Origin of the sequence: Streptomyces sp. NBC_00306, from assembly GCF_036169555.1 — a bacterium.
GTDB classification, from domain to species: Bacteria; Actinomycetota; Actinomycetes; order Streptomycetales; family Streptomycetaceae; genus Streptomyces; species Streptomyces achmelvichensis.
Window position 1 is genome coordinate 3,315,729 of sequence record NZ_CP108032.1, and the last position, 25,916, is coordinate 3,341,644.

Here is a 25,916-nt window from a genome sequence, read left to right on the forward strand (position 1 = left end):
ATGCTCTACCCCAACGGCCTTGGTGTGGATGGTCTTCGCACTGCGTTGATCGTAAAGATCCCGGAAGGTGAATGTACCAGCAACTCATCGACACCTAGACCACGCATCAGCGACCCGACTCCACCTGTCGCACCACACGATCGGCAGAAGTCGCGATCCACATGAAGAACGGCTCTAGCGCCAGTCGCCCCAGCATCCTTCGCCTGCTGGAAAACGTCTGCTTCAGCGTGCGTCTTCGTCTGAGCATTCACGCGGATGCCGACCGGCCGACCATGCGCATTCCTTCCGAAGAAGACCTGTCCGTCGATCTGCAGGCGGGCCGCCGTGAACGTGTCGTCTGCACTACCACGAGCAGGCATTCCTTCACGCGCTCGATAAGACGCGAGTTCGCTCCAGCCGCAATTGTGAACCAGGACCGGCGCATCGCCCGCCGCCACGTAGTACGTGTGCGCCGTATCAACCGTCAGGTTGTAGACCGCCGCCTGCTGCGTCCACGCCTGGACCGCGTCCACCTGGACCCACGAGCCCGCGCCCGTCTGGAGCCACTGGCCCGGCTTGAGTTCGCCGGCCTTGAGCCACTTCTTCAGGGACGGGACCCAGAACGGGTGGCCTGCCGTGGCCGTGATCGTGTCCGTCGCCTCGCCCTTCTCGCCGTCGGTGTCGACGGTGAGCTTGACGAGCTTCTTGAGGCCCTTGCCCTTGATCGTGTCCGTGACCTCTTGCTTCGAGGTCTCCCCCGTCGTCGGGTCCGTCGCGAGAACCGACTCCCCGGGCTTGATCTCCTCGATCGGTTTACGGGTGCCGTCGGCCATCACCACCTTGGTGCCGGCGGTGAAGCTGTTGCCCGATGCCAACGAGGCGACGTCCGCGGCCGTGCTCACGCACCCCACCGCCGTCTCGACCTTGTCGGCCGTCTCCTCGAGCTTCTTCGCGGCCTTGCCGATGTCGTCCGCGTACTTCGCCGCCTTCGACATCATCCGGCCGGCCTTCGCCGCCCGGACCAGGCCCGCGCCCGCGCCGCCGAGTGCCAGGCCCGCCACCGTCGCGACCGCCCAGGCGCAGGCCTCCATGTCGCCCTTGGTGACGCAGTTCTTGATGTCGTTGAAGCCCGTGACCTCGCCGACCACGTTGCCGACGGTCTTCACGCCCTCCCAGACCGCGCCCCAGTCCACCGCGTTGGTGACCGTCTCCACGACACTGCCGACCTGCTCGACCACCGCGTCGCGGATCGCGTTCGTCACCTTCGCGACGTCCGCGATCACGTCCCGCGTCGCGCTGACCAGGATCGCCGGGAGGTTCGGGTCGGCGGTGACGATCGCCTTGGCGACCGCCAGCAGCGGCTTCGTCGCGGCGACGATCTCCGGGATCGGGTTGTGCTTGGCGACGTAGGACGCCGCCGCCTTGGCCTTCTGGGTGACGTAGACCTTGGCCTGGTAGGCCGCCTTGCGGGCCTGTGCAGCCTTTTCTCGGGCCCATTGGGTGAAGCCCGTCTTCTGGCCGACCCATTTCGCCGCTCGCACCACATTGTCGACGACCGTCTTGAGGCCCGACTTCCGGTATGCCCAGCTCGCGGCCTTGCCGACGAAGTTGAGGGTGTTCCGCAGGGCCGCGCCCGGGTGGCGGACGGCGTAGACCACGGCGTTCTTGACCGCACGGGCGCCCTTGTAGACGTAGCTCGCGCCCTGGGAGGCCTTCTTGGCGACCCAGTTGCCGGCCTTCTTGCACCAGCCGCAGCTCGGCCAGTGGCCGTCCGGGTCCGTGTAGTCCATCGGTGAACCTGCGCCGTACGTGTACCGGTTGGCGAGGATCGAGGCGCCCGAGGCGTAGGTGTAGGAGTCGCGCGAGTCGAAGGCTCCCGTGCCCGGGTCGTACCAGCGCGCGCCCATGTTCACCTGGTCGGTGTCGGGGTCGGTGTAGTCGCCCTGGTAGCCGGCGTTGCCGGTGACGTCGCCGGTGCCCAGCGTCTGGCCGAAGGGGTCGTACGCCGTCGACCGGGTGAGTGAGGCGGCCGCGCCGTTCGTCGGGGACATGTCGCCGACGACGTCGCCGTGCTTGTCGGTGACCGACAGCTGCGCCGGGCCGGTGCCCTCCGCGATCGACAAGAGCTCGTCCGCCGCGCCGCGGCCGTAGGTGGAGGAGTTGTCCTTCACCGGGTCCGGGGAAAGGCCCGCGTAGCTGAAGTCCGTGCCGTTGCGGGACGCAACCCGGTCCAGAGAGTCGTAGGTGTACTGCGTCTCCGACTCCCCCGCCTTGGTCATGCGGTCGAAGGCGTCGAAGGTGAAGTTCTCCGTCAGACCCGAGCTGGTGCGGCTCGACAGCGTGCCGCGGGGGGTGTGGTCGTAGGTGTAGTCCCCGTCGGACAGCAGCCGGTTGCGCTCGTCGAACGTCGACGTCTTGGCGCCGTTCTTGACCCGGTTGCCGCTGTCGTCCCAGTCGTACTGCGTCGTCTGACCGTCGCCCGTCCAGGACGTGAGGCGGCCGGCGTCGTCGTAGCCGTAGGTGTTCTCACCGGCCTTGCTGGTTCCGACCGTCGTCTTCGACGTCATGTGATCGTCGGAGTCGTAGCCGTAGTCGGTGGCGGCGACGGTGCCGCCACCGCTGTTCTTCACCGTGTCGGTGTCGAGCCGGCCCAGATCGTCGTAGGTGAACGAACGGGACTGGCCCGCAGCGTAGTTGACCTGCTTGATCGCACCCGCGTTGTCGTAGCCGTAGCTCTGCGCGACCCCGGTGAGCGGGTCCGTCGCCGTCTTCAGCTGCTGCTTGACGTAGCTGAAGCTCGCCGTGCCCGAAGCGTCGGTGCGGGAAACGAGCTGTCCGTCGTTGTTGTACTCGTACTCGGCCTTGCCGGACGGGCCGTCCGCCTTCAGCAGCGCACCGCGGTCGTTGTACTCGTAGCTGTTGTCGCCCTTCGGGGACGATGCCTTGGTGAGCCGCCCTGCCGAGTCGTACCGGAACGTCTTCTCCGGGGTCGCGACCTCGGCACCCGAACCCGTCTCGCGGACCAGCTCGCCGGCCTTGCCGTACTCACGCTCGCGGACCACACCGCCCGGAGCCGTCAGCTTCACGGCCTGGCCGAGTTTGTCGTACGCCGTCGTCCAGGTGCGGGCGTCGAGCGAGGGGTCCCGGGCGGTTGAGGGCTCGATCACCGACTCGGACAGGCCCAGGGTGTTGACCGTGTAGATCGTCTTGTTGCCGCGGCCGTCGGTGTAGCGCGTGCGGTTGCCCAGCGCGTCGTAGCCGAAGGACGTGGTGATCGACTTGGTCGCCGAGACCGGTTCGGTCTGACCGGTCAGCCGGTTCAGTGCGTCGTACGCGAAGGTCGTGACCCGGTTCAGCGGGTCTGTCGACGAGGTGAGGTTGCCGGCGTTGTCGTAGCCGTAACGCACCTTGCGCAGCTGGCGGTCGGTCGCGTCCAGGTCCGCGTCCTCGATCAGCTGGCCGAGGCGGTCGTACAGCTTGGCGGAGGTGCGGCCGAGGCCGTCGGTCTCGCGCACGGTGCGACCGGACATGTCGTAGCCGAGCTGGCTGACGACACCGGACGGGTCGACCATCCGCGTCATCTGCCCGAGCGAGTCGTAGGTGAAGTTGCTGATACCGCCGCCGGGTGCGGTCTGCTTCACCACGTTGCCCGCGTCGTCGTACTCGATGCGCGTGGTGAAGGCCCCGGGGACGGGCTTGCGTTCGATCTGGGTGGTGGTAACGGGGCGGTCGAGGTCGTCGTATGTCGTCTCGGCCCGCGCGCCGTTCGGGTCGGTGACCGTGAGCGCCTGACCGGTGCGCGTGTAGGTGTACTTCCACTGCGCGCGGTCGTCACCGGTGCCGACCGGTACGTCCTTGACCGTCATGCGGTTCTGGCGGTCATACGTGAACTTGGTGACGCGGCCCAGCGGGTCGGTGGACTCCACGACATTGCCCAGCGGGTCGTACGCGTTGGTCGTCGTCGGCGTTACGGGCTCGGCCGAACCGGGAGGCGTGTAGGACGGAGCGGTGCTGGTGACCGCTCGGCCGAGCTTGTCGTACGTCGTGCGGTTGGTGTTGCCGAGCGCGTCCACGGACTCGGTCACGGCGCCGAAGGTGTCGTAGCCGGTGTAGGTCGTGGGGCGCGATGCGATCGGCGCGGAACCGTTCGACTCGGTCTGAACGGTGGGCGCGGTGACCGACAGGGGGCGGCCCAGCTCGTCGAAGGCGTAGTCCGTGCGGTTGCCCGCCGGGTCGGTCTTCGCCTTGATCAGACCGCGCTGGTCGTACTCGTAGGCCGTGGTGCGGGAGTCGGATCCGTTCTCGATGATCTCCTGCTTGGCGTTGCCCGCGTCGTCGTAGACATAGCGGACCGTCTCCGCGGATACACCGGTCGGCCACGGCACGTTGGAGGGCTGGCCGCTGGAGGCGGTGGTCTCCACGTTGCCGGCCAGGTCATAGGTGTAGGTGGTGCGGCGGGCGAGCCCGGTCGGGTCCGTGACCTCGGTCTTCTGGCGGCCGACCGCGTCATAGGTGTACTGCGTGACGAGCTTGCCGTTGTCGCCGGTCTCCGTGAGGACGTTCCCGGCGCCGTCGTAGGTGTTGGACTCGACGACGATGTCCCGCTTGGTGCCGTCCGGGTTGCGGAAGTCCTTGAGCGTGATCGACTTGATGAGGTCGTCGCCGTAGTACTGGTATCTCAGCGACCGGCCCATGGAGTCGGTGTGCCGGACCACGCGGCCGCCCATGTCGTACGCGTACGACTGGAGCACCGTGTAGTCGTCGTTGCCGCCGTCGTCCTCCCAGTCGTGCAGACGCGTCTCGGCCATCATGTTGCGGGCCGTGTAGTCGTAGCTGAACTTGTTGCCGCCCGCGTCGACCATCGACGTCTTGTTGCCGAGTACGTCGTAGGTGTACGTCGTTTCGCTGCCCTCGGCGTCGATCGCCTTCTCCGGGCGTCCGTGGTCGTCGATCTCGAACGTCATGACCCGGGTGGCGTCGCCGCCCAGCACGTCACTGACCTCTGTGCGCACCACATTTCCGTCGCCGTCGTACGTGCTGACGGTCTTCTGCTGGTGCTTGCCCAGCGTGACCACGTTGGTGGCAGCAGGATCGGTGGTGGACGTGACGCGGGAGAGCTTGTCGTAGGCGATCGTCGTGGTGACGCCTGCCGGCTGCGCGTCAGAGATTGCCGTCTCGGTGAGCTTGCGACCGAGCGTGTCATAGGTGAACTTGACGATCGCGCCCGACGGCTGGGTCACCTGTGCCAGGTCACCGCTGGTGAAGTACTGATAGCGGGTGATCTTGCCGCGGGGGTCGGTCGTCGTCAGCGGCAGACCGGTGGGGGTGTTGCCGCCACCCACGGCCTGCTCGGCGCCGGTGGTGTAGGTGTGCTTGACGGTGCCGTTGTCGGGCGCGGTCTGAAGGGTGAGCGCACCGGCGGTGTTGTACTGGTACTGCGTGCGGAAGCGGTTGTCCGTAGGCCCCGACGAGCGTCCGTCGCGGGTCTCGGTCGGCTGGTCGCCTCTCAGGTCGAAGTCGCCTGCTGCCGCCGGGTACGTGGTGTAGGCCGTCTGACAGTCGTCCTTGGCCCGGCACGTCTTCCTGCTGGTGACATTGCCGCGGTTGTCGTACCCGAGGGTGACCTTGTCACCGTTCTCGCTGACGATCCCGGTCTGGTAGCCGTTGTCGTCGTACTCGAACAGCCTGATCGCCACGCCGTCGACGGGGTGCCGGATGAAGTCCGGCTCGCCACCGCCGTCACCGGGCGGATTGGTGCAGAAGGCCGGGTCACCCGGGTCGGGCTGGGTGCAGATCTGCTCGGGCGGATCGGTGCCGGACGGGGTCGGCGACGGGGTGGCGGGCTCGCGCGCGCCGAGCGCCATCGGCTCGCCCAGTCGCAGCATGCGTGCCGTCATACCGTCGTACTCGTAGAAGTACGGGGCGTCCAGCGGGTCGTGGACCTCGATCGTGCGGCGCAGATCCTTGTCGTTGCCGAAAACCGCGGGGGTGCCGATCTTCCAGGTGCCGCCGTTGCGGTCGGTGTACTCCTCGACACGGTCGCGGGAGGTGTCGTACTGCACCTCGGAAGCGATGCGTCCGGACGGCAGGGTCGTCTTCGTCAGCACGGACGACGCGCGGTTGCCCTCGCGGTAGTGACCGGCGACGGCGGCGGTGCCGAGGGGGTGGTGGTAGACGGCGACATCGTCGATGGTGCCGGCGAAGGACTTGCCTACGGTGGCGCCCCAGCCCGGCCAGGAGGCGGGCGTGGTCGCGTTGGCCGCGCCGATCTGGTTGTACGTCAGATCACCCTGGACCAGCTGCTTTCCGGTGATCGTTCCGGACAGCTTGCCGTCCAGGTACAGGGTCTGCGTGGAGCCGGACGCGGACAGCACGGCATGGTGCCACTTGCCGTCGTTGACGTACTTGGTGATGTCGGTGATCGGGGCGACGGTGCCGGTCGAGAACTGGCCGCGCAACAGGCCGTCCGTGCCGACGTACAGCATCGGGACACCGGTGGTCGGCGTCGTGCCCCACGCCTTGTTCTGGTAGCCGACGAGCGGTCCGCCGACGCCGCCCGCGAAGGTCTTGAACCACACCTCGACCGCCGCGTCACGGCTCTTCTTCAGGGTGCCGGTGGGCAGGTCGACGCGTGAGGTGGAGCCGTTGAAGCCGGCGGCGGTGCCGGGATCGCCGGTGATGGCGCCGGCCGCGCCCAGGGTGACGTTGGTGTAGGTGCCGCGGTCCTTGCCGAGGTTGGCCTCGATGGTGCTGTTCGCCGCCGCGCCCTCCGCCTCGCCGAGCCGCCAGTACGACTGGGGGCGGGAGTCGAGGACGGTGGTGCCGTAGTGGCTGCCCGTGCCGTGGGTGTACTGGGTGCAGCCGCCCTCGGGGTCGCAGACCTTGTCCAGCAGATCGCCGGTGTAGGTGTACGTCCAGCTCAGCGGGGCTCCGTTGACGGCGTTCGTGGACACCTTGGTGACATGCGCGCCGGTCCACGTGAAGGTCAGTGAGCGACCGCTGCGGGCGTGCAGCGCGGTCGAGATCTTGCCGCTGGAGTAGGTGTAGGTGACGACGTTGGAGGACTTGTCCGTGATCCTCGTCAGCAGGCCGCTCGAGCTGAAGTCGTAGGTCGTACCGGACTTGTCCTGGAGCTTGTAGGTGCTGGTGGTCGCGTCGTACGTCAGTTTGGCGAAGCGGCCCGGCGGCGGCGCGAAGGTGCCGTCCGAGTTCTTGCCGAAGCGGACGTCCTGGCCGTCCGGGTAGCGGATGAGGACATTGCCGGTTCCGTCGTCGTCCGCGGTCAGCCGCATGTCGTAGCGGGTGGACCAGCCGGCGCCGAAGGCGAGGTCACGGCGCGGGTCGAGGCTGTTGTACGTCCGCACGAGGGTCAGCTCGGGGCCCACGTTGGTGACCGACGCGTCGATGGCCGCGCTGGTGAAGTTGCCGACGTTGGGGTCGAACTCCTTGCCCTGCGCCTCGGAGAGGCGGGAGGTGATCTCGGGCTGGGGGACGGCCGCCACCAGGGCGATCTGCGCGGTCGGCACCTCGTTGGAGGCGTCCTTCACGAAGCCGCGCCACAGATAGGTCTTGCCCCACTTCAGCCGCCCGGCCGGGACCGGATAAGCCGAAGCCGTCTGATAGGCGGAGGTGGTGCAGCCGGTCGGCTTGCCGTCCTTGTCCGACTCACAGATCTCGTACTTGTACTGGAGCTGCGACCCGGCCGGCGCGTCGATGTCGACACCGGCCGCCCAGAGCTGCGGCGTGAGCGTCTGGGCCTGGTAACCGTTGGGCGGGAACTGCTCCTTGACCACCGGAGCGATGTCGAAGACCTGGAGCGTGAGGCGGCCCGGAGGCACCTGCTCGTCGGTGAAGACCTTGCCGCCCTGGCGCACCATCGTGAAGTCGAGCATGTAGGCGCCCGGCGGCAGAGCCTTGATCGTGGCGTCGACGGTCGCCTTCGCCCCGTAGGCGAGGTTGCCGGGGAGACTGCCCGCGCGCTGCTGGGTGACCAGCTTGCCCTTGGAGTTGTAGGCCCGGTACGCGAGGTAGTACGTGCCCGGCGTCCAGGTCTCCGCGCCCTTGTTGGTGACCGTGACCTTGACCTTGCCGGCCTGGTTCTGCAGGACGGGCGGGTCGGGGACGGGCTTGGGGAAGGAGTACGAGGCGCTGTAGGGCGAGTGCGTCACGAACAGCTTCGGCGGGTTGGCCGTGGAGTGACCGGTGAACTTCTTGAACGCGAGCGAGTCGGAAGCCGACGCGCGCAGCGACAGACCGTAGTTGGGCTGCGTACCGTCCACCCAGCGCTGCACCAGGTCGCGGCCGCCCTTGCCCAAGTCGTACAGCTCACCGGCGGCCGGGCACGCGGACTGCGACTGGCCGAAGCCGATGTGGCCGTATGCGTAGGACTTCGAGGCGAGCGAACCGCCGACCGACGGGCCCGGGTAGGAGGTGCCGGTCCCGGCCGTCCAGGACTCGGTCACCGGATGCACGGAGACGGCCCGCGGCTTGCAGGAGGCCGAGTCGAAGTTCACGACCTGGAGCTGCGCACCGAAGATGCGGTGGCGCCGCAGCTCCTCGTCGAGCCCCGGGAAACCGAGGAACGAGTACGTGGCGCCGTTCGGGCCCTTGCCGACCTGGAGTTCGCTGGAACCGACGACCGAGGCGCCGCCGTTCCTGACGTACATCGAGGTGGATGCCGCGGTCGTGTCGACGGAGGGGTCGATACGGACCGGGAAGGCGCGGTCGGGGTCGGCGAGCCAGCCGGCGTCGGCGGTCACCTTCAGGGCCTGGCCACCGCCCTGCTGGATCAGTTCGTAGTGGACGGCGTGCGAGACGGCGCCCTTGGCGTCCTCCATGAAACCGGCCGGGATGACGGCCTTGGTACGGCCCTCGGTGTCCGCCAGCACAATCGTTCCGCCGACGGCACGGGCGGTGAGATCGGTGAGCGTGAGCGGGAAGACGAAGCCGGTGGGGGCGGTCGTCGAGCGGAGGACGAGTGTCTCCTTGACCCCGCCCGCCTGCGAGTCGAGCCACAGATCGGTGCTCGGCAGGACGCTGTCGTACGCGACGCGGCTGCCCTCGGCGCTGCCCTCGACAGCGGCTGCTCCGCTCAGTCCGTAGCCGAAGGACTCACCCGAGGGGAAGGTGACGGTGGCGAGCTGCTGGGCGTCGGCGCGCTCGGAGATGCGCAGGCCCACGGAGTCGGCGGTGTTGGCCCAGCCGCCGTTCTGCTCGACCAGGCCGGCGTCGATCGGACGCCACGTGCCGCTGTTGTCGCGGTAGTTGATGGGCGTGGTCGACAGCTCGCTGGTCTGCGTGCCGTCCTCGTTGGCGTAGGTGCGGCTGCGCGCGTCGCGCTCGGAGAGGATCTCCCGGCTGGTCTTCCGGTCGAAGCCCTTGACCTTCGGTGCGGGCGGCGCGACGACCTCGGCGGTGTTCCGCCCGGCGGCGGGCCGCGCCGACATCTGCTGCGTCAGCGGGTACTTGGACCGCATCGACTCGGGGGCCTGGCTGTTGCCGGGACCGCCCGCCTCGTGGCTGCGCCCCTCGGCACTTCCCCAGCGCTGGCCAGGACCCTTGGCGGCGGCGGGCGCCTCCGGGAAGAGGGGGAAGCCGACACCGGCGACGGCGAGCGAACTCACGGCGATCACCAGGGCGACGGCGACGCCGATGACCTTCGCGACATTGCTGCCGCGCAGCCTGGTCATCAGAAAAGTGCGCGCGTGTCTCCGGTACACCGGCGGTCCCCCCACAGGACAGAAGTCAAAGAGCAGTCAGATCCTGACCGTTTGTGATGGTCATGTCGACTGAATGTGTGCACCATTCACCCGCCCGTTATCCTTTCGTGATCATCGAGCCCGTGATCACCCGTATTGTTCTCCGTCGCCAGGGGGGGTTCCGTGATGGAGCCTCAAGAGGCGTCTTCACAGGCTCATCTGACGGAACGACAACGAGGGAACACGTCATGGCTTCCACAACCCGACAGAGACAGCGGACCCTGATCGCCGCGACCACGGCCGCGGCAGCCGTACTTCCACTTCTCATAGCGATGCCCGGCACGGCGCACGCAGCGGACGCGGCCACCTGCGCTCCCAACGGCAAGACCTATGTGGTCAATTCGGTGGGCTCTTTGCTTCAGTACACGATGGCGACGCCGCTGAGCGGTTCCACGTTCTCGGCATACAGCACAGCGGGAGCAGGCTGGGGGGCCTACGGCAAGGTGCTCGCGGGACCCAAGGGCGAGTTCTACGCCTTCAAGTCGGACGGCACGTACTACGCCCACCGCACGGACAGCGGCACCTGGGACATCAACCCCAAGAAGATCAGTACAGCGCTGGGCTGGCTGGGGAACGCCGCCGACCGTGAGCAGGCCACCGTCGACCGTGACGGCTGGCTGTGGGTGGCCGACAACCTCGGCCAGCTGTACGCGTACCGGTACGACCCGACGATCGGGACGAGCGGTGGATTGAAGTCGCTCAAGATCCTGGACAAGGGCTGGGACCGCTACAACCTGATCACCGCAGGTGACAAGGGCGTCCTCTACGGGCGCGCAACCGATGGCCGGCTCTACCGGTCTCGCTACGACGTCACCAGTCAGCGCTGGATCGAGCGCCATGTTCTCGTCGGCTCCGCGGCCTGGGGCAACTTCAAGACCATCACGGCGGGCGGCGGTGACACCCTGGTGGCGGTCCAGACAAGTGGCGAGGCGCTCTACTACCGCTACGACGAGAACACGCGCACCTGGCCGGTCCTTGCCAAGCAGGTTGCGGCTGGTGGATGGCAGAACTTCCCCAACGTGACCTCCCGACCGGACAACTGCAGCCTCGTCGCGGACCACACGCCATCCATGCCGCCGCTGACCATTGAGGCAGACAGCCGTGTCGCGGTCATGCAGTCCTCGGCCAACACATTGGAGTTCGCCGTCGCCGACTCGCTCGGCCAGCTGTCACACGGCCGTGCGGCGGATTCCTCCGACGTCAACAACGTGACATGGACCGTCCTCTCCGAAGGAGAGGCTTTCTCAGGAACGCCTTCGCTCTCCGAGCAGGCGGACGGCCGCATCGCTGTCACCGCACACAACACCTCCGGCAGTGTGTGGCTTCGCAACCAAGCCGCCAAGTCCAGTGCCGCTTGGGCGAACTGGAGTGACCAGGCGGGTGCGATGGCGCAGCACCCGGTGACAGCCAAGACGGCCGGTGGACTGCTGGTGCAGTTCGCAGTCGACGGCGGCAGGCCGTGGTATCGCATCCAGACCGCGGTCAACGCCGACTTCATGGGCTGGATGCCTCTCACCGGCTCGGGCCTTGCAGGGGCCCTGACTCCCGTCGTGGTACGCGACGGTCTCCAGCTCTTCGGCAGGAACACCGACGGCACGCTGTCCACCGCCCTGTTCAAGGACGACGGGAGCCTGTCCGCCTGGACCTCGCTCGGAGCGCAGACGGTCACCGGTGCACCCGCCGTGGTGGTCTATCCCGGCTTCCGTATCGGCGTGTTCGCTACGGACACCACAGGCAACGTGCTCACCACGACACAGTCAGCGCCCGGCGCCCCCTACACCGCGTGGACCCAGGTCGACACGGTCGCCGCAGCAGGCTCACCGAGTGCCGTACTCGCCCCTTCCGGCCGCACCGAAATCGTGGTTCGGGGCACGGACGGCAACATCCATTCCACCGGCGAGACCCTCCCGGCGTCCGGAGTATGGCGCTCCTGGAAGTTGGTGAGCCAAGAGGTCTCGGCCACCCACCCGACAGCGATTGTGTACGGCGCCGGAGCGAACCGGACATGGGGATACGTCTTTCGCGCACCCGACAACCAGGTGCGCTTCTATACCGCCGAGCAGGCGTCGTTCAGCGCGCGCTCGCTTCCCGCCCTTCCCGTGAAGTGACCCACCGGACACTCGGACCAGAAGGCGATTCATGACGCAGAATTCCGCGCACAGATCCCGGCGCCTGGCCGCGATCACCTCGGCGGCCGCGGCCGCCCTCCCCCTGCTCATCGCGATACCCGGCAGCGCCCACGCCGCCGACGCCGCCAGCTGCGACGCCAACGGGCCGACGTTCGCCGTGACCGCGGCCGGGGCGTTGCAGCAGTACACGATGAAGACGCCGCTCAGCGGCACGTTCTACGCCGGGCCGACCGGGATCGGGACGGGCTGGAACAACTTCGCGCGCGTCTTCGCCGGGCCCGACGGCTCGTTCTACGGAGTCAAGTCCGACGGCCTCTACTACGGCCACCGCAACGCCGCCGGCACCTGGGACGTCGCCCCCAAGAAGGTCAGCAACAGTTTCGGCTTTCTCGCGGGCGCGGCCGATCGCGACCAGGCCACCGTCGACCGCAACGGCTGGTTCTGGGTCGTGGACAACGCCGGCGTGCTGCGCGCGTACAAGTACAACGCCGCCGCGGGCTCTTGGGACGTCAGCATCAGCAAGGCGCACGACAACGGGTGGAACCGCTACAACCTGATCACCGCCGTCGACGCGGGGGTCTTCTACGGGCGGGCCGCGACGGACGGGAAGCTCTACCGCTCCCGCTACGACATCGCGAGCCAGCGCTGGATCGAGCGACACGTCCTGGTGAGCACCAGCGACTGGAACCAGTTCAAGTCCCTCTCCTCCAACGGCGGCGACACCCTGGTCGCTACTGCGAAGAGCAGCGGCGAGGCGTACTACTACCGCTTCGACGAGAACACCCGCACCTGGCCGGTCTCCCGGGTCAAGGTGGGCAGCAGCGGCTGGCAGAACTTCCGGGACGTCATGGCCGCGCCCGACAACTGCCGCATCCTGGCGAACCACACCCCGGCCGCGCCTTCGCTCACCCAGGAGTCCTACAGCCGTGGCTCGGTGATGCAGTCCACCGCCGGTTCGCTGGAGTTCGCATACACCGACAACATCGGCCGGCTGGTGCACGGCCGAATGGCGGACGCGTCGGACACCGGCAGCGTGCAGTGGACCACCGTCTCGGGCAACGAGGCCTTCACGGGGACCCCCTCGCTCGCCGAAGAGGCCGACGGCCGGGTCGTCGTCACCGGACACAACATCTCCGGTGCGACCTCGCAGCTCAACCAGGCCGCCAAGTCCAGCGCCGACTGGGCTCCCTGGATCGATCTGGCCGGCGCGATGACGCAGCACGCGGTGACCGCGAAGACGCCGTCGGGGCTGCTCGTGCAGTTCGCCGCCGACGCGGGCGGCAAGCCCTGGTACCGCATCCAGACCGCGGTCAACGGTGATCTGAAGGGCTGGATGCCGCTCGCCGGCTCCGGCTTCGCCGGGTCCTTCACCACAGTGACCGTGCGCGACGGGATCCAGCTCTTCGGCCGGAACGCGTCGGGTGTGCTGAGCACGGCCCTGTTCACGGCGGACGGCACCCTCACCGCCTGGAGCCCGCTCGGCACCCGGGCCGTCACCGGCACGCCTGCCGCGGTGGTCTACCCCGGCTACCGCATCCGCCTCTTCGCCACCGACGTCGACGGCAAGGTCGTCACCGCCGGGCAGCCCGCCGAGGGCGGTACGTACGGCGAGTGGAGCCAGGTCGGCGACCTCACCGTCAAGGGCTCTCCGAGCGCGGTGATCTCTCCTCTGACGGGCCTCACCGAGATCGTCGCAAGGGGCGCGGACGACAACTTCATCCACAACACGGGTGAGACCACGCAGGCTTCCGGAGTCTGGCGCACCTGGAAGCAGGAGAGCTTCGAGACGTCCGCGACCGAGCCGACCGCGCTGACGTACACCAACAGCAACGGGCCTGCCTGGGCGTACTCCTTCCGCACGTCCGACAACCAGACGCGCCTCTACACCGCGCAGCAGACGTCGGCGTTCAGCGCGCGATCGCTGCCCACGCCTCCGGCCGGCTGACGGCGGCGGCACCACCGCGGGGGCGGCCCTTCCGCCGCCCCCGCACCCGCCCTCGCACAGCTCAGCCCCGCACCCGCTCCGGCTCCCGCTTCCTCTCCCGGCTCGCCGGCTCCGGACGCAGCATGATCGTCCGCGAGACCACGAACGTGATCGGGATGGCCGCCGCCGCCGAGATCAGCGGTGCGTAGTGGGTGGCGAAGTGCAGCACGTCCACCAGGACGTAGACGCCCGTCGTCGTGACCACGAAGTTCGCCGCGTTGGTGAGCGGGAAGAGCAGGAACTTCCGCCAGGTCGGCCGGGTGCGGTAGGTGAAGTACGAGGTCAGGAAGAACGACCCGATCATGCTCAGCACGAAAGCGACCACATGCGCCGCGACATACGGCAGCCAGGTCAGCAGGATCAGGTACAGGCCGTAGTACGTCCCGGTGTTCACCGCTCCCACCAGGGCGAATCTGACCATCTGGCCCCGGACCGTCATCGTCTTGCGAGCTCCCCCGTGCGTGCGGGCCGGTCTCCCTCCTGCTCGCGCGGGAGGCCGGCGTTGGTGGCCTTCACCAGAAAGTGCGGCCGCCGTTTCACCTCGTAGTAGATACGGCCGACGTACTCACCGACCACCCCCAGCATCAGCATCTGGACGCCGGCGAGTGCGGTGACTGCCACCAGCAGGGTGACATATCCGGGGGTGTCCACGCCGTTCACCATGGCGACACCGACGATCAAGGCGGAATACGCCATGGCGACGGTGAGCAGGACGAGACCGAGATAGACGGCGGCACGCAGTGGCTTGTTGTTGAAGGAGAGAAGTCCGTCGAGACCGTAGTTGAGCAGTTTTCCGAAGCTCCATTTGGAACGTCCCTGCTCACGCAGTGCATTCTCGTAACTGAAGGTCGTCGTGCGGAAACCCACCCATGCGAACAGACCTTTGGAGAAGCGGTTGTACTCGGTGAGTTCGAGAATGGCGTCGACGGTACGGCGCGACAGCAGCCGGAAATCACCCACGCCGTCGACCAGCTCCACGTCGACCAGCCGGTTGATCAGCCAGTAGTAGGCGCGGGCAGTGACGGTCCTGGTGACCCGGTCGCCGGTGCGCGTACGGCGCGCGATGACCTGGTCGAAGCCCTCCTCGTGCAGCGTCAGCATGCGCCTGACCAGCTCCGGAGGGTGCTGGAGGTCAGCGTCCATGATGACCACCGCGTCGCCTTCGGCGTGCTGGAGGCCGGCGAGCATCGCGGCCTCCTTGCCGAAGTTGCGACTGAAGGAGACATAGCGGGTACGAGGGTCGGCCTCGGCGATCTCCTCGAGGAGAGGGAGCGTCCGGTCCTGACTTCCGTCATCGACATAGACCAGCTCGAATTCCTGCTCCAGCAGGGAAAGCTCGGCGGTCACATGGTCGTGGAAGCGGCCGATGATCTCCTCTTCGTTGAAGCACGGGACAACTATCGAGATCAGCACGGAAGAACAACATCCCACCCGAATGTCGTCGGCGGATTCGCCACATGACGGCTGGACGACCATTGCATGAACTGGGCCGCCCACAGGGGGTTTTCACGATCGGCGCTGGCATATTCGAGACATCATGTCGACCTTGGAATCCGTGCGCGGCCGCGCTGCCGCCCTCGCCGCGCTGATCACCGTCGGTGCCGTGTGCACCGGTGACGCCGTCGCCCGCAGTTTCCCGTTCGGGCCCCGCACCCGCAGCGTGAACGACCTCGGCAACCAGTTCGTCCCATTTCACGCCCACCTGTGGGATCTGCTGCACGGCCGCGCCGACGGCGGAGTCCTGCTCAACTGGCAGTCCGGGTACGGCACCAGCTTCCTGCCCGACCTCGGGACCTATCTGACCAGCCCCTTCTCTCTGCTGGTCGGACTCTTCCCGCGGGACGGGATCGATCTGGCCGTCTATGTGGTCACGCTGCTGAAGATGGCCACCGCCGCCGCGGCCATGACCTGGCTGCTGTTCGCGCTGCACAAGGGCGGGCGCTGGTGGATGGCTTCAGTGCTGGGCGCCTCGTACGCCCTGTGCGGCTGGTCGGTCGTCGAGGCCTCGTACAACCCGATGTGGATGGACGGGCTCGTCGCCTTCCCGCTGCTGTGCCTGGTCGGTGAGTGGGCGCGCACGGCGCGGCGGCCGGTCCTCGGGCCCCTCCTCGTCACCGTCGCCTGGGTCGCCAACTTCTACACCGCCTACATGGCGACCATCGGGGCCGCGCTGGTGCTGGCGGTCCGGCTGCTGCTGTCGGACGGCGACGCACGCGAGCGGATACGGGCGCTGCTGAGGGCCGTACGCTCCGTGCTCCTCGGGATCGCGGTGGCCACGCCCGTCCTGATCCCGGTCTTCCTCGGCTCGAAGCACGCCTACCCGGGGTGGACGAAGGAGTTCGCGCCCGCCGGCTGGGGCGATGTGTTCGCCCGTACGCTGCCGGCGACGTACAGCTTCTTCACGCCGGCGGTCTTCCTCGGCAGCGGCGCACTGCTGCTCGCCTGCGCGCTCGCCTTCAACAGCGCGGTCCCCCGGCGTGAACGCCTGCTGTGGTCAGGGCTCGCGGCGGCGACGCTGGTGTCCCTTCAATGGGCGCCCACGCATCTGGTGTGGCACGTCTTCGCCACACCCAACGGCAGCCCCTACCGGCAGACGTTCGTCTTCGCCGGCATCCTGGTCATCGCCGCCTGGATCTGCCTCGCGTACGACTGGCCGGGGCGGCGGGCGCTGCTCGGCGGCGGCGCCGTGATCGCGCTGGTCGCGCTCGGGGCGACCAGCAGCGAGCTGATCACCGCCTGGACCTTCCCGCTGTTCGCGGCCGGGATCGCAGCGGTGCTCGGCGGTCTGCTGCTGGCCCGGCGCGGGAAGTACGTCGTGGTCGCCGCCCTGCTGCTGTGCGGCGCACTGGTCGGACAGGCGGCCGCGACCACCGCGTACGCCGACCGGCAGCGGCTCGGCAGGCTGGACGACTACCCGGCCTGGGGCGAGCAGCACAGCGAGCGGGCGGCCGCCGTGGCCCGGGCGGACGGCTGGCCCGAGTACCGCACCGACGTGGGCCGTGACCAGATCACCGGCAACGACGCCATCCTGATGGGCGGCCAGGGCGGCTCGTACTACAGCAGCCACACGCCCGACGTGTTCACGCGCACACTGGCCGCGCTCGGTGCCGGCTGGACGTCCAACGGGCGCAGCGTGCAGTCCCTCGACAACCCGGTCACCGACGCGATCTTCTCGGTCGGCGCGCGGGTGCGCACCCTCCCCGGGGAGCACCCCCGGGCGATCCGGGCGGAGCAGACGCCGCCGCTGGTGACGGTACGGACCACCGAGCCGCGGGGCCGGTACGGGTGGAACCCCTTCCGCAACCAGGAGCTGCTGCTCGGCTCCCCGGTCTACGGCGCCCCGGTGGGCGGCTCCTGCCCGGTGGGCAGCGAGGTCTTCCTGTGGGCACCGAACTACACCGGCAAGGCCCGGCTCGGCGACGCGGAGTGGGTGACGCTGCGTGGCGGACAGCCCAAGCGGCGTGCCGCGCTCACCTCGCTGGGCGTGGTGAACTCCCCCGACAGCAAGGTGAGTTACAGCAAGGGCACTCCGCGTACGACGCTGGGGTGTCTGGACCGGGCGAAGCTCGGCGCCGCGGTGGCGGAGCTGACGGCGACCGGAGCGGTGTCGATGCGGGTCACGGAGAGCGGCGTACGTGCCGAGCTGCCGCCCGGCACTCGCGGGACGGCCGTGCTCGCCGCGCCCCGGATCGCGGGGTGGAGCTGCAACGGCAGGCCGGCGGGCTCCTACCTCGGCCTCGTCGCCGTACCGCTGGCCGAAGGCTCGACGACGGTCGACTGCTCGTTCCGGCCTCCCGGGCTGAGGGCGGGGGCGCTCACCGGATCGGCCGGGCTGCTGGCGCTCATCGCGCTGGGCGTGCTGCCCGGGGCCCGTACGCGGATGCGCAGTCGCACCTCCGGCGCGGGCACGGGCGCGGGCCCGGACGCCGGTGCCGGTGCCGGTGCCGGTGCCGGTGCCGGTGCAGACAAGGGCGCCCGCATCAGCGCAGGGACCGTCAACACTCCACGCCGGTAGGCACACTGACTGTTCATCAGTCCTTGATCTTCCGGTGGATCTTGTTCACATGAAGGCCACCGCAGCGTTTACCTGACGACGCCTAACGTCCAGACCATGACCAGGACTTCACCCCGTGCACACATAAGACGCACCGCTCTCACCGCCGCTCTCGCGATCGCAGTCCCCCTGCTCGTGACGCTTCCCGCCGGCAGCGCCCAGGCGGCCTCCGCGCCAGTGACCTGCGGCATCGGGCCCACGTACATGCTCGACTCGGCGGGCAGGCTGACCCGGTCGGACATGCCCTCCCCGCTGACGGGTTCGGCCCTGCCGGCCGGGGGCGTCATCGACACCACCTGGACCGGTTACGGGAACATGCTCGCCGGTCCCGGCGCGTCCTTCTACGGCATCAAGTCGGACGGGCTGTACTACTCCCACCGCATCACCGCCACCACCACGTGGGACGTGCACCACCGGAAGATCAGCACCGGCTTCGCGGAGTTCGACAACGCCGGGCGCAAGGACGACATCACCATCGACCGCGGCGGCTACATCTGGACGCTGACGGGCGACACCCTGCGCTGGAACCGCTACGACGCCGCCGCCCAGGCGTTCATCACCGGCAGCGGCAAGATCATCGCCTCCGGATGGAGCCGCTACGACGCGATCTACGCCGCCGACAAGGGTGTGATCTACGGGCGTTCGGCCACGGACGGCAAGCTCTACCGGTCCCGCTACGACGTCACCAGCCAGCGCTGGATCGAGCAGCACGTTCTGGAGTCGGCCGCCGACTGGTCCGACACCAAGTCGATGACCTCCTACGGCGGCGACACCCTCTTCCGGGTCAAGGGCAGCGGCGCGGTCGCGTACTACCGCTTCGACGAAGGCATCCGGGACTTCCCGGTCTACAACAAGCCGGTCGAGGCCGGCGGCTGGGCCGGGTACACCGCCGTCTCCGGCGCGTCCGACGGCTGCCGCCTCGACGTCAACCACACCCCGTCCTCGCCGTCCGTCGCGCTGGAGAACTACAGCCGCGCCTCGGTGACACAGTCGTCGGCCGGTTCACTGGAGTTCGCCTACACCGACAACATCGGGCGCCTGGTGCACGGCCGGGCGGCCGACGCCTCCAACCTCAACGACGTCCAGTGGACGACGATCTCCGGCAACGAGGCCTTCTCCGGACAGCCCTCCCTCGCCGAGCACACCGACGGACGCGTGGTCGTCTCCGCGCACAACATCTCCGGCAGTGTCTGGCAGCGCAATCAGGCCGCCAAGTCCAGCGCCGACTGGGGCGGCTGGATCAACCTGGCCGGTGCGATGGCGCAGCACGTCGTGACCGGGAAGACCCCCTCCGGGCTGCTCGTGCAGTTCGCCGTGGCCGCCGACGGCAAGCCCTGGTACCGCATCCAGCAGCGCGCGAACGTGGACTTCATGGGCTGGACGCCGCTCGCCGGCTCCGGCTTCACCGGCCCCTTCACCGCCGTGACCGTACGCGACGGTATCCAGCTCTTCGGCACGAACGCCTCCGGTGTCCTGAGCACCGCGCTGTTCAAGGAGGCCGGGACCCTGTCCTCCTGGTCCACGCTCGGCGCGCAGGGCATCTCCGGCACGCCGACCGTGGTGGTGTACCCCGGCTACCGACTGCGCGTCTTCGCGACGGACGGACTCGGCAAGGTCGTGACCGCGGCCCAGTCCGCCGAGGGCGGCCCCTACGGCGAGTGGAGCGCGCTCGGTGACGCCGCACAGGACAACGGCAACCCGGTCAGCCTCACCGTCGACGGTTCCCCGAGCGCGGTGATCTCCCCGCTGACCGGTCTCACCGAGGTCGTCGTCCGCGGCAGCGACGGCAGCATCTACAACACCGGTGAGACCACCCAGGGCTCCGGCGCCTGGCGCACCTGGCAGAAGGTCTCCTCCGAGGCCTCCGCCACGGAACCCACCGCGTTCACCTTCACCAACTCAGCGGGTCCGGCCTGGGCATACTCCTTCCGCACGCCCGACAACCAGACCCGCGTGTACCAGGTCCAGGTGACGTCGTCACTGTCCGCGATGCGCACCGCGGACAAGGCACCGGACTTCGCCGGGCGCGCGCTGCCCCGCCCGTAGTCCCCGCACACCGCACCCGCCGCCGCCCGGTCCCGCCGAGGACCTGGCGGCGGTCGCGTCTCCCCCCGTCGCCCCGAGAGAGGCCCCCTCCCTGTGCCCGATGTCCGCACCAGGGCGGGCACGCTGCCCGCCTTCACCGAAGCCCGCACCTCGCCCCAGCGGTACAAGGGGTCGCTGGACGAGTTCCGGCTGATCCGGCGGGCGCCGAGCGCGAGGCCCGGGAGCGGGCGTCCGCCCCTCTGATCGCAGTCCCGGTGCCGCGTCGCCGCGACGACGCCAACACTTCACCTGCCTCACACTGGCCCGTGGTGTGCGTGCCGCCCGTTCACCCCTACGTTCCCGACATGCCCTCTCTGTTGCGCAACCGTCTGACGAAGCGAGTCCTGCACCCCGCGGTCGCCGCGGTCGACCACCTCCTGGACCGTGGTGCGGTCCGGAACGCGAAGCCCCTGCGGCACGAACTCGACGTCCTGCGACGCGAGATGGACGAGCTGAAGCGGCAGCAGTACGCGGTCGGGCTGCTGTTCGACGCCACGGCCCGCAGCGGCCACCGCGTCCCGCAGGAGCGGCAGATCGACATGCTCGTGGGCGCGATAGAGACGGTGAGCGGCGGCACCGAGCACGCCCGCCGGAACGTGGTCGTCGCCTACCGCACGCTGATCGCGATGGAAGCCCTCGCGGTGGGCCGGATCGCGGGCTCCACCTCCAACATCTGCGGAAAGCTCGCCACCGTTCCGCTGCTCTCCCCGCCCAACGGCAACATCCTCGAGATCGGCACCCTGCACGGGCTGTTCGCCTCCGCCCTGGTGCGCATGGTCCACCGGGCCGGTATCGAGCCCGACCTCACCATCGTCGACCCGCTGGCCGGAGCGCAGCTCCAGCCGGGCACCTCCACGGGCGCCGACCCCACCGGAACCCCGGTGCGCGAGGACGTGGTGCGGGCCAACCTGGCGCTCGGCGGCAGCCGGGCCGGCCTCGACGCCCGGATCCAGCAGGGCTTCTCCTCCGACCCCGAGGTGCGCGTCGCGGTCTCCGACCGGAAGTACGGCGTGATCATCGTGGACGGCGACCACTCGGAGGAGGGCGTGCGCGCCGACCTGGAGTGGGTCGAGGAGATCGCCGCCCCCGGCGGCATCGTGGTCCTCGACGACTACGGCGACGTGGCCTGGCCCGGCGTCCAGGACGCCCTGGACAAGCACCTGGTGGGCGGGACCTCGCGGCTGCGCATGCTGGGCCGGGTCGCCACGTCCGCGTTCCTGCGCGCCGACTGAGCACGGTCGGACGGGCGGCCCAATGCCCGGTGCCGGTGCCCGGTGCCGGAGACCGTCAGCGGCTGAAGAACTTCTGCTGCCGGCTGATCGCGCGGCGCAGCTCCTGCGGCAGCTGGTGATAGGGCCCGTACGCCCGCTCCGTGTCGTACAGCAGGCCCTGGAACTGCTGCTGGGCCGCCGTGTGATCGCCCACGGCCAGCAGCAGGTTCCCGATCCGGTGCCGCACGTCGAAGGCCCGTGCCGGGTCGGAACTCGCCGACTGCCGGCTCTCGTAGAACGGCAGGACCGCCCGGTACTCGGCGAGAGCCGCGGCCGGCTCGCCGAGTTGCTCCAGGCACTGCGCCGCGTCGTAGCGGAACTGAAGCGTCTGCGGGTCGGCCGGTCCCGCCTCCGCGGCCCGGTCGTCCGCGAGCCGGCGCAGTTCGGGCAGCGCGCGGCGGTACTGCCCGTCGTCCATCAGCGTCGTGGCGTACTGCTTGCGCAGGATCCGCACGACCGGCGAGTGCTCGCCGTGCTCGGCCGCGGCCGCCGGGAGGATCCCGCCGAGGATGTCCACGGCCCGGGTGATGCTTCCCTCGCCGAGGAGACGCTTCACCTCGTCGACGGCGCCCGCGACATCGGGGCGCGGCGCGGGCGGGGCGGTGGGCATCGCGGGCGGCGGGGTCGCGACCCGGTCGGGCCAGGGCGCGTGCGGGCGCAGGAAGGGGCGGGTCGGATCGAGCGGCCCGCCCGCCGGGGTCCGTACGGCGGAGGCCGCGGGCATGCCGCGCACCGGCAGCAGCGGCGCGAGCGCCTCGTACACGTCCTGGGCGCCGGAGGGGCGGTGCTGCGGGTCCTTGGCGAGCAGCCGCAGGACAAGGGCCTCCAGCGGCTCGGGGATCTCGGGGCGCAGCCGCCGGATCGGGAGCGGCGCCTCGTACAGATGGCGGTGCAGCACCCCGAGCGCGGTGGAGCCGGCGAACGGCACGTTCCCGCTGAGCAGTTCGTGCAGCAGCACCCCGAGGGCGTACAGATCGGTGTACGGGCCCACGGCGCCGCCCATCGCCTGCTCGGGTGCCATGTAGGCGGGGCTGCCGATCGGTGAGCCGGTGTGCGTGAGGCGCGTGGTGTCGGTGTCGATGACGGAGGCGACGCCGAGGTCGAGGACGGTGACGGTGCCGTCCGGCTTCACCATCACGTTCCGCGGCTTGAGGTCGCGGTGGACGATGGGCACGGCGTGCACGGCGGCGAGGACGGCGCACAGCTGGGCGGCGACCGAGACGGCCCACTGCCAGGGGTAGGGCTCGTGCTCGGCGAGATGGTCGGCGAGGTCGGCGCCCTCGACGTACTGCATGACGAGATAGAGGTCGTCGTCGTCGCTGCCCGCGTCGTGGACGGTGACCAGGCCCGGGTGCGAGACCTGGGCGGTCACCCGGCACTCGCGCACGAAGCGGCGGCGCATCTCGCCGGCGGCGGTGGCGGCGGCCATGTGGTCGGGGCGCAGCAGCTTGACGGCGACCCGGCGGTCGAGCCGCCCGTCGTACGCCGTCCAGACCTGGCCCATGCCACCCTGCCCGATGATGGTGGAGAGCTCGTAACGGCCCGCGATGACGCGTCCGTTCACCGGCCCTGCTCCTTGCGCAGGTAGTCACTGAGCTCATCGAGCTCGGCGCGTACCTGGTCGATGCGGGGCTTGTCGGAGGGCGTGTGCGGCTGCCCCTGCGGCTGGGGTCCCGGGTGCGGCGGCGGTGTCTGGTGCGGCTGCTGTGCCTGGTGCGGTTGCTGCGGCGGGATCGGCTGCGTGGGCGGGTAGCCGTAGCCCGGTGCCGGTGTCACCGGCGGAGGCGTCGTGGACGGCACCGGATGTCCGGCGGGATGGGCCGGCGGCCCATAGGCGTTCCAGGCGGGGCGCGGCTGCTGGAAGTGGCGTATGTCCGCCACCAGATAGTGCACGGGCACACCGAGAGCCATGCCGAACAGGACCGCCAGGCACACATAGTCGACCGGGCCCGGCTCCGCCTCCTTGGCGGCGTTCACCTCGGTCTCGGAGCCGAACACCCCGATGACCACGAACGCGGTGATCGACAGGGCGAGGCTCAGCCAGAACAGCAGCCAGTCCATGCGCCTGCGGCGCATGACCGCGATCCGCAGCATCGTGCCCCAGGCGAGGAGGCCGCAGGTGAGCAGCGCGAGAGCCACGAAGAGCACGCGGAGGGTGACGAGGACCGCGCCCGACGGGGGACCGGGCTGCGGCGGGGCATAGCCGTGGCCGTGCATTCCTGCTCCTGATGGCCTGGGGACAAGGCAGATGATGAGAGGACGAGCGTATACACCGACACGGACAACGTGACCCGGGTTGTACGGACCGGCTGTCCGATACGTCACTTCGGGATCGGGAGTGGACGACCGCTCCCGGCCCTCTCGCCGGGGGCGCCCGGGGCCGTGATCACCGCCGTGCCGCGGACCGGGGGCGTGGCCGTTCCGGCCGTCCCGGGCCCCTGTCACGCCCGTCACGCACGTCACGCACGTCGCCCGTCACAGCCTGAGCGTGCCGCCCGTCAGGCCCTGAGCGTGCCGTCCGTCAGGCCGTCGTACAGCCCCTGGACGAGCTGCTCCCCGAGCCGTCCCGCCAGCCGCAGCGCGTCCTCGAACGCTGCCAGGGTGCGGAAGCGTTCGCCGTAGCGCTGCTGGTCGGCAGGTGGCAGCCGCGGCAGTTGCAGCCGGCGTACGTCGAGCCGGGTCGCGGTCGACGCATAGCTGCTGGCCTGCCGGGTGTTGGCGGTGCCGCGCAGGAACCCGGCGAGGAACCACGCGTCGAGCGCTGCCGGATCGGGCCGCAGCAGCTGGAGGTTGCGGCCGAGCGCCGCGCCCGCCGTCGCCGCGTCGACGACGCGGACCACCGATCCGCCGCCGAGGACGGGGACGACGACATCACCCTCCTCCAGGAGGACGGCCTCCTCCTCGGGCCCCTCGGGGAGCGCGCCGGAGGGTCCGGCGCCCGCGAGGACGTCGTGCTCGGTGAGGACGGGGACATGCCGGCCCGCCGTCGCGCCGGTGCCGCCCGCCCGGATCAACAGCGCGCCCGCGCGGGCCAGTTCGCCGACGGTGGTGGCGGGCCAGGGCGCGGGCCGGTCGTCGGCGGTGGGTGAGGGGGTGAGTTCGCCGGTCAGCCGGAGGGTGTCGGCGAGCCGGTCCCGTACGAGCAGGAGTTCGTCCGCACCACCGCCCGCGGCGGTGGGCGGCACATGCCGGGCCGGCGCCAGATCCACATCGTCGTCGAGGAGCCCGATGACCGGCACCGAGCGGCTGACGCCGGGCCGTTCGTCGGCGGTGCCGTCCCGGTCGAAGCGCCGCCAGGCGTCGAGGACGGCGGTCTGCACGGCCTGCCAGTCGAGCTTGTCGCGGCCGCCGGCCGCACCGGCCAGCTCGGCGGTGTCGACGAGCAGCAGTTCGGAGGCGGGCGGCCGGCCGGCCTCCGGCTTGCGCAGCACCCACAGATGCAGGGGGATTCCGTACGGGGGCGCGGCTCCGGCAGGCAGTGCGATGACGGCCCGCAGCGCACCGCGCCGCAGCAGCCCCGCGCGGATACGGCGACCCGAGCGGCGCGACGCGGCGGCGGGCGGCATGAGCAGCACCGCCGTGCCGCCGGGGCGCAGCCGGGCCAGCGCGTGCTGGACCCACGCCAGTTCGGACTCGGTGCGGGCCGGGAAGCCGTACTCCCAGCGCGGGTCGTAGGCGAGCTCGTCGTGGCCCCAGTTGCGCTCGTTGAACGGCGGATGGCACAGCACGGCGTCGACGGCGGCCTCGGGGAAGGCGTCCGCACGCAAGGTGTCGCCGCAGCGGGCCCTGACGGTGGCGTCGGAGTGCAGCGCGAGACGCAGAGCGGTGAGCGCGGTGAGGTCGGGGTCGGCGTCCTGGGCGTAGAGGGCTTCGGGGTACTCCACGGCCCGCAGCAGCGTGCCTGCTCCCGCGGCCGGATCGAGAACGCTCGCGGCGGGTCCGGCGACGGCGGCCATGAGGGCGGCCGGCCCGGGCGGGGTGAGTGTGTACTGACGCAGGTTGGCATCGAGGAAGCGCCCGAGCAGGAACTCATAGGTCTGCCGGTGCCCCAGCTCGTCGGCGAGCTCGGCGACCGAGCGCAGCAGGGGCACGCTGTGAACACCTCCGGCGATCGACGGCACGCCCGACGAGCGTTCGGAGGCGCCGAGCTCACGGAAGAGTTCGCCGCGGTCGTCGCCGAACCGCACGGCCAGCACCTGTTCCACCGCGGTCGGCAGCAGCTCCGCCATCCGCTCGTCCGAAGCCGCCGCCAGCTCCTGCCAGACGGTCGGCCGCTCCCGTACGAGCAGCAGGGTGCAGCCCGCCTGGATCAGCGCGGTGGCGGCGGTGGACGGGTGGTCGGCGAGTTGTTGCCAGACCCGTTCCCGCAGCGGGACCTCGGCAAGTTTCCCCTGGTCACGCAGCCACTGCTCGACCTCCGCGAGGGCGAAGGAGGGGCTGGTCTCGGTGCCGCCGACGGGCCTTGGAAAGTCCGCGTGCCGGCGCCGCCAGTTGCTGACCGCGGCCCGTCCGACCCCCGCCAGCCGGGCGATTCCCGCGGCCGTCACCTCGCTCGCGTTCTCCGGCACCTGCCGCCTCCTTCGTCCGCACCGCCCGGCCCTGCCCGTGGGTTGTGCCGCCGAGCATACCGGCGCGCACGGATTCCGACGCTTCACA

11 protein-coding genes are annotated in these 25,916 nt (G+C 69.8%); 5 read left to right on the plus strand and 6 right to left on the minus strand.

Going from position 1 to position 25,916, the window contains the following annotated elements; all coding sequences use genetic code 11:
- Positions 1–5: 5 nt before the first annotated feature.
- Positions 6–9,668: a polymorphic toxin-type HINT domain-containing protein gene (locus OHA05_RS14620; protein WP_328860801.1), complete on the minus strand. Its 9,663-nt coding sequence runs from the start codon at positions 9,666–9,668 to the stop codon at positions 6–8.
- A 257-nt stretch (positions 9,669–9,925) separates the two neighbouring features.
- Between OHA05_RS14620 and OHA05_RS14625 the strand changes: the two genes are divergently transcribed.
- The gene (locus tag OHA05_RS14625) at positions 9,926–11,845 is read left to right on the plus strand and encodes a tachylectin-related carbohydrate-binding protein (protein ID WP_328860802.1); all 1,920 of its coding nucleotides are present in this window, start codon (positions 9,926–9,928) and stop codon (positions 11,843–11,845) included.
- A gap of 31 nt (positions 11,846–11,876) precedes the next feature.
- Positions 11,877–13,811, plus strand: a complete 1,935-nt coding sequence (locus OHA05_RS14630) for a tachylectin-related carbohydrate-binding protein (RefSeq protein ID WP_328860803.1) — start codon at positions 11,877–11,879, stop codon at positions 13,809–13,811.
- A gap of 61 nt (positions 13,812–13,872) precedes the next feature.
- On the opposite strand, the gene OHA05_RS14635 is transcribed toward OHA05_RS14630, so the two are convergent.
- Both OHA05_RS14635 and OHA05_RS14640 read right to left on the minus strand, forming a co-directional pair.
- Complete coding sequence (locus OHA05_RS14635; protein ID WP_328860804.1) at positions 13,873–14,289, minus strand: GtrA family protein; 417 nt, start codon at positions 14,287–14,289, stop codon at positions 13,873–13,875.
- Positions 14,286–15,263, minus strand: a complete 978-nt coding sequence (locus OHA05_RS14640; RefSeq protein WP_328860805.1) for a glycosyltransferase family 2 protein — start codon at positions 15,261–15,263, stop codon at positions 14,286–14,288. The genes OHA05_RS14635 and OHA05_RS14640 overlap by 4 nt, the downstream gene beginning before the upstream one ends.
- A gap of 124 nt (positions 15,264–15,387) precedes the next feature.
- On the opposite strand from OHA05_RS14640, the gene OHA05_RS14645 reads away from it, so the two are divergent.
- The 3 genes from OHA05_RS14645 (at position 15,388) to OHA05_RS14655 (ending at position 21,221) form a co-directional block, all read left to right on the plus strand.
- A complete protein-coding gene (locus tag OHA05_RS14645; protein ID WP_328860806.1) occupies positions 15,388–17,865 on the plus strand; it encodes a YfhO family protein in 2,478 nt (825 codons plus the stop codon).
- 174 nt (positions 17,866–18,039) lie between these two features.
- Positions 18,040–19,950, plus strand: a complete 1,911-nt coding sequence (locus OHA05_RS14650) for a tachylectin-related carbohydrate-binding protein (RefSeq protein WP_328860807.1) — start codon at positions 18,040–18,042, stop codon at positions 19,948–19,950.
- A 344-nt stretch (positions 19,951–20,294) separates the two neighbouring features.
- Positions 20,295–21,221: a class I SAM-dependent methyltransferase gene (locus OHA05_RS14655; protein WP_328860808.1), complete on the plus strand. Its 927-nt coding sequence runs from the start codon at positions 20,295–20,297 to the stop codon at positions 21,219–21,221.
- 55 nt (positions 21,222–21,276) lie between these two features.
- On the opposite strand, the gene OHA05_RS14660 is transcribed toward OHA05_RS14655, so the two are convergent.
- The 3 genes from OHA05_RS14660 to OHA05_RS14670 all read right to left on the minus strand — a co-directional run bounded on the left by OHA05_RS14660 (position 21,277) and on the right by OHA05_RS14670 (position 25,828).
- Positions 21,277–22,824 (minus strand): serine/threonine-protein kinase, encoded by a 1,548-nt coding sequence (locus OHA05_RS14660; protein ID WP_313945880.1) that lies wholly within the window; start codon positions 22,822–22,824, stop codon positions 21,277–21,279.
- On the minus strand, positions 22,821–23,477 hold the full coding sequence (locus OHA05_RS14665; protein ID WP_328860809.1) for a hypothetical protein: 657 nt from the start codon (positions 23,475–23,477) through the stop codon (positions 22,821–22,823). Before OHA05_RS14665 ends, OHA05_RS14660 begins: the two co-directional genes overlap by 4 nt.
- A gap of 281 nt (positions 23,478–23,758) precedes the next feature.
- Positions 23,759–25,828: an N-6 DNA methylase gene (locus tag OHA05_RS14670; RefSeq protein ID WP_328860810.1), complete on the minus strand. Its 2,070-nt coding sequence runs from the start codon at positions 25,826–25,828 to the stop codon at positions 23,759–23,761.
- Positions 25,829–25,916 lie beyond the last annotated feature (88 nt).